We start from the raw sequence: 12,843 nt of genomic DNA on the forward strand, positions 1-12,843 counted from the left end.
CAGAACCTATGAAATTTTCTTTTAATCAAGAACAACAGCACATTGCACACATTGCGGATGCTTTTCTAAGCTCGGTTTCAAATAGTGAATCGATACGCGAGGCCATGGTAACAGAAACGGGTATTGATGGCGTCTTGTGGCAGCAGATTACACAGAAAATGGGTTGGCACTTGACGCACATTCCAGAGCAATTCAATGGTCTTGGCTTGGGTTATGTCGAACTTTGTATTTTGCTTGAACGGATGGGTGCAAATCTGGTTTGTGCACCTTTTTATTCTACTGTTGTACTTGGTATTAATTCATTATTGATAGCCGGTACTAAAACACAGAAAAAGCAATGGTTACCATTGATTGCAGAAGGACAAAAACGACTGGCGCTGGCTTATTCCAGCCAAGGTAGAGTCTGGGGTGTGGAATCTGTTACGGCCCAATATCAACAGCAGGATAACAGCTTTGTTATAAATGCCGATTATCGCTATGTGATTGATGGTCATACTGCGGACGCATTTGTGGTTGCTGCTCGTGATGTGTCAAGCGGTAATATTGCCTTGTTTTTGTTATCAGCCGAGACAGTGGGTGTGACTCGGTATTGGACGCCTTCAATGGATCAGACTCGAAAACTGGCGACTGTTAAATTGGAAAATGTTTGTGTGGCCAAAGATTCGATCATGCTTGATACATGTGGCGATAGCTTGATACCGTTGGATAACATTTTGGCCCTTGCGTGCATTGCTCTAGCGGCCGAACAAATGGGGGTTGCGGAAAAATCGTTAAGCCTGACGCTTGATTACATGGCCGAGCGGAAGCAATTCGGTCGTGTAATAGGCAGTTTTCAAGCATTGAAACACAAAGCAGCCGATATGCTGAGCAAAGTAGAAGCCGCCCGTTCTGCTGTTTATTACGCCGCCTGTGTAGCCGATGAGTTTATGGCTGGCAACGACATGGGTGCAGAGCTGCTGGAAGCTGCCAGTATTGCAAAAGCCTACTGTTGTGAAGCTGCCTATTTTAATACCGGCTCAGCACTGCAAATGCATGGTGGCTTTGGTTTTACCTGGGAATGCGATGTGCAGCTCTACTTCAAGCGTGCCAAAGCAGCGCAAGTTAGTCTCGGTGATAGCGCCTGGCACAAAGACCGAATAGCCAATGCTATACTGGGAACGGTTGGCTTAGATGTAGTCGCTGGCTAACTCACCGATTTCCCGCCACAGGCGATAGTGCTAATTTACAACATACTCGTAAGGTAGGAGGGCGGAATACTTTTCCTTGGGATAGAATGAGGCATGGAGGCCGATTACAAGTGCACATGGATGTGTTCACAACGCGTCCTGTGAGAGGTGTATTTTTTATTTACGACCCGGGAATAAATATTTAATAAAAAAACGGCTGACATGCGCAACGAATTTTCTTTCCTCAAATCGGATGACAGCGTGTCGAGCGTTATCATATACGACAAGTTCTTTCTGACCTCGTTTCGCCTTATAGAGGTGTTCAACATATCTTAATGGCGTAAGATGGTCTTTTCGACCATGTATAAATAAAACAGGTACAGAGATTGGAATTTTTTTCACTAAATCTAACTGTGGACCACGGCAATGAATAGCATTTTTTAATCCTGAGCCGACCAGCAGCATCAATACTGAACCAAAAAAATAGCTTAACCACAAGGGAATCCAGCGATAAATTTTTTGAGCTATAAATTGTACATTGTAACCAGTGCTTTCGACAACAATGGCACTAACCCGGCGATCACTGCTGGTGATTGAAATCGCGGCAGCACTACCATTTGAAACACCCACAATACCAACCTTGCCATGCTGCTTGTGTTTGTCAAGATAATCGAGTGCCGCTTTTAAATCCCGGGCTTCACGTATGCCCACGGTTGTCATACCTCGTGGGTCAAAATCGCTGGTACCATGATTGCGACCATCAAGCATCAGCATTGCAAGCCCAGCTTTATTTATTGCAGGCAGTAAGGGTAGATAATAGCGTCGATCATCCATACCGCCATGTAGGGCAATAATAACCGGCGGTTTGTGAGTACAACCCAGATGATTTTCAGGTGGTGGCACATACCAGGCATTAATCGTTAGCCGATCAGATGTGATAAATGAAATGTCCTCGTATATCAGGCCTATACAACCCGATTTAATACTTTCTTGCAGGGGTGGTAGTAAATAGTTATAGGATTTTCTATTTCGAAAATGTTGGCTGTATATTATGAATAATGCTGTAACGAAAGACCAAAATAAAAAGATTAAGACGAAGAAAATAAATATGTTTAGTGACAAGTTAAATTCTCGGTTAGCGTATCATTGTAGTAAAACTGTAAATGGAATTAGATCTTTATGTCACTAAAGAATTCAGGTTTTTTATGTGCCCATAATTCACCCCAATAGCGTCCTCCGCCATCGAGAGTGATGACCTCACCGGTCATAAAGTTTGAAGCATTGCTGCCAAGGTAACCAACCAATTCAGCCACTTCCCACACGGTTCCGAATCGTTTCATTGGATTGGAATCTGAGAAGGATTCTACTGCAGAAAGTGCGTAGGTGTTCATTCCTTCAGATGAAATGACACCAGGGGCTACGCAATTCACCCTGATTTTTAGCGGTGCCCATTCCACAGCGACCGTTTTTGTCGTATAAATAATGCCAGCTCTGGCTGCGCAGGTGTGAGCGATATCTAACATGCCGCGATCAATGACGGTGGCCATGTTGATAATATTGCCGGCTACGCCTTGCTCTCGCCATTTTTTTGCAGCGGCCTGCATCATAAACCAGGTACCGTTGAGGTTATTGTCAATAACGGCTTTCCAGCCATTGGGGCTGATATCAATTGCAGGTTTAGGAAACTGACCACCGGCATTGTTGAATAGAATATCGATACCACCAAACGTCTGCCAAACATCTTCAAATAATTGCTCTACTAAATTATCATCACGAATATCAATTTGTCTGATTTCAATATCCAGTTGTGCCTTTGACATTGCATAGGCTGCTGTTTGTAGTTTATCTAGGTTGCGACCGCAGAGAATGACTTTAGCACCGAGACGAGCATACAACCAAGCGGTAGCCTTGCCGATGCCACTGCCGGCTCCCGAAATTAGCACGGACTTATCCTTAAAAAGATTTGGAGTATAAATCGTGGGAGCGGATGCGAGTTGGGTATCGCTCATACCGAATACAGGTTGCGCCTGCGTCATAGGTTAAATCCGTGATAGAAATTATCAATCAAAAAGTTGGCTGGCAATAATAATTTTACGTATTTCTGTAGAGCCTGCACCGATCTCCAATAATTTCGTTGATCGAAACAAGCGATTTATTTCAGATTCCCAGATATAGCCATTACCACCAAAAATCTGCACGCCATTGTCGAGTACTTGATTGCACATATTGGCACAATACATAATAGAAGCAGCGGTACGCGCGTGGATATCGCCTTTGCCTGCTTGAGATGCCTTTATTTCATTGGTTTCTGCCAGAATACTCCAGCAGAATGTTTTCATTGTTTCTACCCAGACATACATATCGGCTAATCGTGACTGTACCATTTGGAACTGTGCAATGGGTTTACCGAATTGTTCACGGGTGTTGGCAAAATCGATACTTAACGCTAGTGCGCGTTCTGCGGTGCCCACGCTAATCGGTGCGACCATGGCTCTTTCAAAATCCAGGCCGCTCATAACTACTCGATGTCCTTGGTGTTCAACACCGATAATATTTTCTATCGGAACACGCATATCTTCGAAAATTAACTCAGCAGTTTGACTGCCACGAAAGCCCATTTTTTTTAGCTTTTGTGCAACTGTAAAACCAGGTGTATCAGTTTCTACGACAAAAGCAGTAATACCCTTTGAGCCTTTGCCTGGCTCTGTTTTAGCATACACTAGGCAGATATCAGCAATTGGTCCATTCGTAATATAAATCTTGCTGCCATTTAGTATATAGTGATCTTTATCTTTTTTAGCCCTGGTATTCATTGAGCCAAGTGCGTCTGATCCAGCGCCTGGCTCAGTTAAGCCAAGGCAACCGATGAGCTGGCCAGAGCAGAGTCCTGGTAAATATTTTTTACGGAGATAATCAGAACCATTGTTATCAATATTGTTGGCACAAAGATTGTCATGAGCGACCCACGCTAATGCCAAAGCATGATTCCAACGGGAAAATGCCTGGCAAACCAGACCCGCGGACAGCATGTCCAGGCCAACACCGCCATACTCTGGGCTAACCGTGACACCGAGCAAGCCCAACTCTCCCATCATTGGCATAATATCAGTTGGCCACCACTCTTCGTCATCCATTTTTTGCGCTAAAGGGTATAGCTGCTCTTTGGCAAATTTGTCAGAATGACAAAGTAAAATTTGTTGTTCGTTGGTGAGATTAAATTGATGTGTCATAGTATAACCAATTGGATTGGTTTTAATTAATTTTCAATTTCAAGAAGTACTTTATTTATTGCGACTCTCTCGTCCTGTTTTACGTTAAGTGTTTTTACAGAACCGTTCGTCGGTGCAAGAATAGAGTGCTGCATTTTCATCGCTTCCAATATAACCAGCGGCTGACCAATTTTAACTTCTTGTCCCTCGCTGACTTCCAGTCCGATGATCACTCCGTGCATAGGAGCTTTAATTACCCTGGCTAGAAAATCAGTGTTATCGATATCAACATCTGTGCTAATATCCCTAACTGTAAATATGGGCGCGCCCGATATGGCTAAATGCATGATTTTTTCGCTTTCACTATGAAAAATCACCGAGAGTCGCCGTTTATTGACAATAAGCTTTGCGTAACTATCTGAAATTGATAAGACTCTAATATCGATTTCAATTTCAGAAAGGGATACTCTGTAAGATCTTGTAGCGTTGGCTCGAGCGCATATTGAAATTAGTGATCGCTGAGCGTTAATTTCATAACAGCGCAGGCTTCGTAAGTTTGCAGTGCTTGACCAGCCTAATAGATCAGAATTTACATTCAATGAATAAGCTTGATATTGCTGCATCGCTAAAACATGTTGAAGCACAGCAGCAACGGCATAGTGCATATGGGTATTTTTATATTTTCTGTTATTTTGTAAAGAACATTTCGGAAAATTCTCATCGATAAAAGATGTGGTTGCTTTCCCCTGCACAAACTGTTGATTTCTTAATGATTCGATCAAAAAATCCCGATTAGTTTTGATGCCAAACAGTGCGGTGTTATCCAAAGCAGTGATTAACTTTCTTCGTGCTTCTTCGCGATTTGCTCCAAAGGCAATGATTTTTGCCACTAGCGGGTCATAAAAAGGAGATACTTCTCCGCCAGATTCAATACCTGAATCTACTCTAAGATCCATACCATTAGGTTCTATCCACTGGATGACAGGTCCGGCACATGGTAAAAAATCAGCATCTGGATCTTCTGCGTATAAGCGCACTTCGATAGCATGGCCTTGTAGTTTAATATCAGATTGTGCAAAACCAAGTGTTTCACCCTGGGCTGTTCGCAGTTGCATTGCAACTAAATCGAGGCCCGTGATCATTTCCGTTACTGGATGCTCTACTTGTAGGCGCGTATTCATTTCCAAAAAATAAAATGCACCGTTTTTATCCAGTAAAAATTCAACAGTACCAGCACCAATATAATTCACAGCCTTCGCAGCCTTAATAGCTGCATTACCCATCTGTGTACGCAGTTCATGAGTCATAATAGGACACGGAGCTTCTTCAATTATCTTTTGATGTCGTCTTTGCACTGAGCAATCCCGTTCGCCTAAATGCACAACATGACCAAAAGCATCTGCAAAAATCTGAATCTCGACATGGCGCGGTTTAACGACGGCCCGTTCGATAATTAGGACATTAGAACCAAACGCGCTTTTAGCCTCCATTCGCGCTATACGAATGGCATTGGGTAATTCAGATACATGTTTTACCAGCCGCATACCGCGCCCACCACCACCTGCGGCAGCCTTTACCATTAGGGGAAAGCCAATTTTTTTTGCTTCAGTAACTAGGGTTTTATCAGTCTGATCTGCCCCCTGATAGCCGGGTAAACAAGCCACACCAGCATCGATCATTGCGCGTTTGGACATAGCCTTGTCGCCCATAATTCTAATTGCGTCTTCAGGTGGACCTACATAGATAAGGCCTTCGCTGTGTACGAGTTGGGCGAATTCTGCATTTTCTGATAAAAAGCCGTAGCCTGGGTGAATTGCTTGTGCACCAGAGCACTTGGCTGCTTCAAGTATTCTTTCTGGAATTAAGTATGATTCGTTCGCAGCTGATGAACCTATGTAGACAGCATCATCCGCATATTTTACATGTTTCGCTTCAACGTCTGCATCGGAATAAACAGCAACAGTTTGTATTCCCATTTTTTTGGCAGTGCTCATTATCCGTACAGCGATTTCACCTCGATTGGCAATCAAAAGTTTTGAAAAGTTATTCATGGTAAAGAAGTTAATTGCTGTTCGTTGTATTGTGTATGATCTGAAATGAATGAAAACTCCACCAACTAAAATCTAGCGACTCCGTAACTGTTTTCACGACACTCTCGTGCATTTGCTTCTAAGCAAGTTTCTAGCGCAAAGCCTGCTACTTTACGGGTATCTCTTGGGTCAATGATACTATGTACTAAATTTCGACCAGCAGTATAAAAGGCATCTTGCTGACGTACAAAATGTTTGGTAATTGCTTTTTCCTGATCAACTAGTTGAGCCCGGTCAACTTTTTTACCTTTGCGTGAAGCAATTAATTCAGCGACTTGTGTCATAGTCTTAGCAGCTTGTTCACCTCCCATCACATTGGTAACAGCATTGGGCCATGCAAATAAAAAATCAGGCTTATAGGCGGCGCCACACATTCCGTAATTTCCAGCACCGAAACTTGCGCTAATAATTATCGAAATTTTTGGAACCTTGACATTGGCGACTGCCTGAATCATTTTTGCGCCATGCTTAATCATCCCTGCTTGTTCAGATTGAGTACCAACAAGGTAACCGGTTGTGTTGTGTAGAAAGATCAGCGGTAAGCCAGTTTGATCACAAAGCTGAAAAAATTGTGCCGCTTTCGTCGCGCCAGATGGATCAATTGGCCCGTTATTGCCAATAATTCCACAGGGAAAACCCATAATACGCGCGTGTAAACAAATTGTTGCAGTGCCATATTGCGGTTTGATCTCATCGAATTTAGAGTCATCGACAATTCGTACAATAATCTCTCGAATATCAAATGGTTTTTTATAATCAATTGAAACCACACCTACGAGGTCTTCAGGGGAAAAGTGCGGTGCTTTTACAGACATTCGCTTGAGCGAGTTACTGTTTTTGTTCCATTGGAGATTTCCTATGACGTCACGCGCTATGCCTAAACCGTGGGCATCATTCTCAGCTAAATATTCAACCAGTCCTGACACACTCGCATGCATTTCAGAACCTCCAAGTTCCCGTTCATCTGTTATTTCACCTGTTGCCGAATGGACTAAAGCAGCTCCAGCTAATGCAGCCAGACCGTTTTTTTTAATACCGATCACAAAATCAGAAAGACCCGGCATATAGGCACCACCCGCTGTGGAAGGGCCGTGTAAAACTGTCAAGGTAGGGACCCCGGCAGCACTGAGATGAGCCAGGTTCCTGTATAAAGCGCCGGCATCTACCCAATTTTCAACTGTAAATTCCATCAAATTAGCGCCGGCACTTTCAACCAGATGAACCAGAGGTAATTTTTGCCGCTGCGCGATATCCTGAATGCTCAGCCCCGTTGATACTGTGGTAGGTGTGTAAGAGCCTGCCCTGATGCCACTGTCATCAACCCAGATCATGCAGCGCACCCCTTTGATAAAGCCGATACCACAAATAATACTGGCACCGGGGATACTCGTTACGGGGTTTGGATCTTCAACAAGATAATTGGACAGTGTATGTAGCCGTAAAAAAGGCATGCCTGGATCAAGTAGGTGAGCGACTCGATCATGAGGCGCAATCTGTCCGCGTTTTTCAAAAGTTGAGCGACGCCTATTGGAAGCCGTTATCGCTCGTCCTTCCAGATCTCTCAGCCGTTGAACAAATTTTAGCATATCAGTACGGTTTTTTATAAAATAATCTGATGAAGGCTCTATCTGTGACTTATACATTGATATCCTATTTATGAATAAATTTAAGACACTCGGTTGAAGCTTTTTCTATTGATGAAAAGTTCAAGTTATTTTAATGGAAATGATTAAATTGTAAGATTCTTCTATAATTGTGTGTGTCGGATTTTTATTCCAGTGTAGACATGACAATGGCATTGTCTAGTTTCATCTTATGTCACTTGTAGATAAACAACGTATAACTCGCGTTTCGTTTACGGCATCAGAAATCCAGAATCCTGTTGAACTGTTCTTTCTAGATTTCTGGAATAATGCTTCAGAACATAGCTAATTGTCAGACCGGTTTTAGCCTGGGGTCTATCCAGTACTTGTTCTTGTATTGCTAAGTTTGCTTTCTTGTTCTGAACAGAAGAGGTAACTTAACCAAGAATATTCTTACAACACTTCCATGAGTGAGATTAAGTTTGCACCTAACCTTGATGCTGATCACTAAAATTTTATTATACGCTTCTACGTTGAAATTTAAGTCAATACTGCTAGAGAGTATAATACCTCAGGTGATTTTAACCTTTAATAGAATTCAAGGTTTTGAGCAATACGCTATCTATTTCAGTTCATGTCAAAAAATATTGTGGCTGTGGAGTTCATGATTCCAGGCACTTTGTATAGTTTTTCTGTAACTTCGACTGGATCGTAGTCAAGTTCAAGTTCAAGTTCAAGTTCAAGTTCAAGTTCAAGTTCAAGTTCAAGTTCAAGTTCAGGTAGAGTCTTACCCGACCTGGAGGTAGTCGATATTTTTTTTCACTGGATTTTGTAAGATAATCCCTAGCCAGAGCAACAGACTCCAAATGGTCTGTTGAATATTCGAATGTTGGATTCTAGCAAAAGAAGTTGCTTACGGGCATATCCCATTTATAAGGCTCGCCCTATTTAATCGGCTTGGTGATCCATCACAAAGTTTCTTCCCAATATTTTAGTCGTAATAGCTTCGGTTATGATTGATTTCCTACTTTTATGCAGCGACTAGTGAGGTTACCTTGAAGTATTTACAGACTGCTATTCTGCTGGGGTCGGCATTACTTAATCGCAATTCTGATATTATTAAACCGGCATAAATATAGTGATGAAGTATTGTACGCAATTGCTTTTTAATAGTTCAAAGTAAGCATCACTATATAATCGCCGGGTTAAAAGTCCACACATGACTGCTCAAATCAAGGTAAAATATACTCACAAAATACTTAAATATCAATGAATAACTTGTACTAATTATGCTATCGTTCTTTGGTTTTAAAAATTCTATTACGATTTAAGTTAGGATTGGTAATGCAATAGGATATTGGGTGCTAGTAACCTATTATACACTTCATTGCCAAAGGTGGAGACGTTAACGCTATTTTGAATAGGGGGTTTCTTGCAAATTTTCAGGTGCTTTTAACCATAATCCACATTATTGCATAATATTGCTAGTAAAGCAGGAGAGGGGTATTCTTTCCTTCCGACCTGGTAGTAACCTATAGTGACCCTTCTAAATAAAGAGCTAAGAAATAATACTGCTACATTTTAACAGAGTATAGCGATTAATATCACGAAGGGGTATAGCACTATTTCGGCATTGCCATTACGGTATAGTAGTTTTAGCCTATAGCGTAACCCTTTGTTACTCGAAACTATTGAATTTACAAAGTAAAAATTCATACGAGCGCACCATATCGGTTATCAATTTATTTTCTTTGTTTGAAAATTTATTAGTTGATTAAAAGACAGTAGACTCGCGACCTACTCAACTTTTATTGTTATAAGAGACTGGCAAGTGTCAAATACAGTGATTGAGAAGCTTCTACCCAACGGCGTTATGCACCTATCCCTGAATCGTCCGGAGATTCACAATGCGTTTGATGATCATCAGATCGATCGATTGACGTCTGCTCTTGAAGTCGCTGAAAATAACGAGCATGTAAAAGTTGTTGTTCTAAGTGGCGAGGGTAAAAGTTTTTCGGCAGGAGGTGACCTAAGCTATATGCGGCACATGGGTAGCAATAGCTATAATGAGAACCTGATAGATGCAGCGCGTCTGGCAAAATTGATGAAAACATTAAGTTCTCTGTCCACGCCAACCATTGCGCGGGTGCATGGCGCAGCTTTTGGTGGTGGAGTGGGTTTGGTGAGCTGTTGTGATTTTGCTTTTGCTACGCCAGCGGCAACATTCTGCCTAAGCGAAGTTAAACTCGGAATGATTCCAGCAACGATCGCACCTTATATTGTAAGGGCAGTAGGTGAAAAAGCAGCTTGCAGATTATTTATGAGTGCAGAGGTTTTTGGCTCTAATCGTGCTTGGCAACTTGGTCTGATCAGTCATTTGTCGGAGCAGGATTCCCTGGATTTGGATATACAGATGTTTATTAAAAGTTTGCTGATTAATGCACCATCAGCAGTTGAAAGAGCAAAAAAAATTGCATCAGAGGTCTCACAGGGACCCATTGATGACGCAATGATCGAAAAAACAGTCGTTTTAATTGCTGATCTTAGAGCGTCTGAAGAAGGAAAAGAGGGCTTGAGCGCTTTTTTGGAAAAACGTAAACCCAAGTGGACGCTATAAATTACGCGATCATTTATGCCAGGCATTATGAATATGAAATGTTAATGTTTTGAGATAGCAACAAATATTTATATCTGTTAAATCTATTTAGAGATTAAATATTAAATTATTCAAGCTGGCCTAACTTCGATCGCAATCAGATAACCATTCGGAATTACTTATGGATAAACAAAGCGTGATACGTATTGCCAATGCACAGGGTTTTTGGGGTGATAGTGCCCTTGGTCCCAGACAAATTCTCGCTGAAGAACAGATTGATTATATAACCTTTGATTATCTTGCTGAGGTATCGATGAGTATTTTGCAGAAACAAAGGATGCAAAATCCAGATATGGGCTATGCACAGGATTTTGTCAACATGATTAAAAAAGTTATGCCAGTGTGCAAAGAAAGGGGCATAAAAATTGTCGCCAATGCAGCAGGAGTCAATGCTATAGCTTGTCTTAATAATACAAAAAATGCTTTAAAAGAGCTGGGTCTGTTTGGAACTAAAATCGCTATCGTAGAGGGTGACGATATTCTGGGCCAGCTCGATCAGTTGATTAATAATGGTCAAGAATTAAAGAATATGGAGAGTGGCAAGGCGCTTAAAAGCGTATTACAAAAAGTGACCAGTGCCAATGTATATATTGGTGCACGGCCTATTGTTGAAGCATTGAATAAGGGGGCTGACATTGTCATAACCGGCCGTGTAAGCGATCCATCTTTAACGCTTGCGCCCCTGGTCTATGAATTCAAATGGTCAATGGATGACTATGATAGGCTTGCGGCAGGGACGATTATGGGACACCTACTCGAGTGCGGAACACAGGCTACAGGTGGTAACTACACTGACTGGAAGAAAGTTTCTGGATTTGCCAATATGGGATTTCCTATTGTTGAAGCACAAGCTGGTGGAAGTTTTGTCCTGACCAAGGTTAAAAACACTGGAGGGCTGGTAACTATCGCTACAGCCACCTCGCAGTTATTGTATGAAATTAGCGATCCTGAAAACTATTTAGGACCTGATTGTATTGCCGATTTTACCAGTATTCAATTGACTCAGGAGGGTGAAAACCGAGTAGCCTTCAGTAATATAAAAGGAAAACCACCGACGTCCAATTATAAAGTTTCAATTTCTTATGAAAAAGGTTACAAAATACTCAGTACGCTTTGCGTATCGGGCCCCGACGCTATCGAGAAGGCGAACTTAATGTACAACATGGTCTTTGCCCGCCTTTCCATGCACGGCATAGATATACCAGAACAGGATCGGTTTCTTGAAATATTTGGAACCAATGTCTTATATAAAGGATTGGTACCGACTAATCAGCAGCCTCATGAAGTATTGGTACGTATTGGTGCCAAAGGTCCAGATGCAAAAAGTCTGAATGTTCTTGGTTCAGAAATTGCGCCACTGATCACCTCCGGTCCTCCAGGCATTACCGGATTTGCCGGTGGTCGAGCGCGAGCGAAAGCCATTGTCGGTTACTGGCCGGCCTTGATTGAAAAAACTAAAGTTAACACAACCGTGTGGGTTGAGGAGATATAAAATGGCTATTGTCAAATTGCAGCAATTGGCTATTGCCCGTTCAGGTGACAAAGGAAATATCAGTAATATTGGAATTATGGCTAGAAGCAGGACTATATACCTGTATTTGTGTGAAGCGTTGACTGCTGAGGTTGTAAAAGCCTATTTTAAGGAAATCGCCTTTGGTACTGTGACGCGCTATATGTTGCCAAACCTTAATGCGTTTAATTTTGTATTAGAGGATTCTTTAGGAGGAGGGGGAACTGAAACCCTAATAACTGATGCTCAGGGAAAAGTATATGGTGCAGGATTATTGCATTTGAAAATGGATATTCCTAGTGAATTGCTTGATGTAGCCTACATGACCGAATCATAAGTTAATGAATTACCTAGATTCAACTTGTAAGTGCATATCTCAATGGAGCTAGAAAAAGCGGTCAGTTGCCCGTAGGCTTCTCGCTTTTTCTCCGGCAAGAGTTATGCAATGAGACACTACAAGCAACTGACCTATGAGCAAAGATTCCAGATTGAGGCGTTCAAGAAAAGTGGTTTTACACAAGCAAAGATTGCGGTGGCTCTAGGCGTGAGCCAGTCAACGATATCAAGGGAGTTAGCGCGGAATAGTGGTCAGCGCGGGTATCGACACAAGCAAGCCCAGAGGTTTGCGC

General features: G+C 42.1%; 10 protein-coding genes. 5 read left to right on the forward strand and 5 right to left on the reverse strand.

What is annotated here, in order from left to right; translation table 11 throughout:
• Positions 1-8 precede the first annotated feature (8 nt).
• Positions 9-1,187 (forward strand): acyl-CoA dehydrogenase family protein, encoded by a 1,179-nt coding sequence (locus tag ACL7TT_RS16965; protein WP_413397164.1) that lies wholly within the window; start codon positions 9-11, stop codon positions 1,185-1,187.
• Between the two features lie 156 nt (positions 1,188-1,343).
• Here ACL7TT_RS16965 and ACL7TT_RS16970 read toward each other — a convergent pair whose 3' ends face one another.
• The 5 genes from ACL7TT_RS16970 to ACL7TT_RS16990 all read right to left on the reverse strand — a co-directional run bounded on the left by ACL7TT_RS16970 (position 1,344) and on the right by ACL7TT_RS16990 (position 8,108).
• The gene (locus ACL7TT_RS16970) at positions 1,344-2,288 is read right to left on the reverse strand and encodes an alpha/beta hydrolase (RefSeq protein WP_413397166.1); all 945 of its coding nucleotides are present in this window, start codon (positions 2,286-2,288) and stop codon (positions 1,344-1,346) included.
• A gap of 47 nt (positions 2,289-2,335) precedes the next feature.
• Positions 2,336-3,202, reverse strand: coding sequence for an SDR family oxidoreductase (locus ACL7TT_RS16975; RefSeq protein ID WP_299944025.1), 867 nt, complete (start codon positions 3,200-3,202; stop codon positions 2,336-2,338).
• Between the two features lie 24 nt (positions 3,203-3,226).
• Entirely contained in the window at positions 3,227-4,396 is a 1,170-nt protein-coding gene (locus tag ACL7TT_RS16980) for an acyl-CoA dehydrogenase family protein (RefSeq protein ID WP_299944028.1), read from the reverse strand.
• A 26-nt stretch (positions 4,397-4,422) separates the two neighbouring features.
• Positions 4,423-6,426, reverse strand: coding sequence for an acetyl/propionyl/methylcrotonyl-CoA carboxylase subunit alpha (locus ACL7TT_RS16985; protein WP_413397168.1), 2,004 nt, complete (start codon positions 6,424-6,426; stop codon positions 4,423-4,425).
• Between the two features lie 65 nt (positions 6,427-6,491).
• Entirely contained in the window at positions 6,492-8,108 is a 1,617-nt protein-coding gene (locus ACL7TT_RS16990; RefSeq protein WP_413397170.1) for an acyl-CoA carboxylase subunit beta, read from the reverse strand.
• Between the two features lie 1,771 nt (positions 8,109-9,879).
• Between ACL7TT_RS16990 and ACL7TT_RS16995 the strand changes: the two genes are divergently transcribed.
• The 4 genes from ACL7TT_RS16995 to ACL7TT_RS17010 all read left to right on the forward strand — a co-directional run.
• Complete coding sequence (locus tag ACL7TT_RS16995) at positions 9,880-10,665, forward strand: enoyl-CoA hydratase-related protein (RefSeq protein ID WP_413397172.1); 786 nt, start codon at positions 9,880-9,882, stop codon at positions 10,663-10,665.
• Positions 10,666-10,825: 160 nt separating this feature from the next.
• Positions 10,826-12,196, forward strand: coding sequence for an acyclic terpene utilization AtuA family protein (locus tag ACL7TT_RS17000; RefSeq protein ID WP_413397174.1), 1,371 nt, complete (start codon positions 10,826-10,828; stop codon positions 12,194-12,196).
• 1 nt (position 12,197) lies between these two features.
• Positions 12,198-12,551 (forward strand): AtuA-related protein, encoded by a 354-nt coding sequence (locus tag ACL7TT_RS17005; RefSeq protein ID WP_413397176.1) that lies wholly within the window; start codon positions 12,198-12,200, stop codon positions 12,549-12,551.
• 108 nt (positions 12,552-12,659) lie between these two features.
• Positions 12,660-12,843, forward strand: a 184-nt coding sequence (locus ACL7TT_RS17010) for a helix-turn-helix domain-containing protein (protein ID WP_413397178.1), incomplete at its 3' end; no start/stop codon positions are given.

Origin of the sequence: Microbulbifer jejuensis (assembly GCF_047289955.1) — a bacterium.
Classification (GTDB): Bacteria; Pseudomonadota; Gammaproteobacteria; order Pseudomonadales; family Cellvibrionaceae; genus Microbulbifer.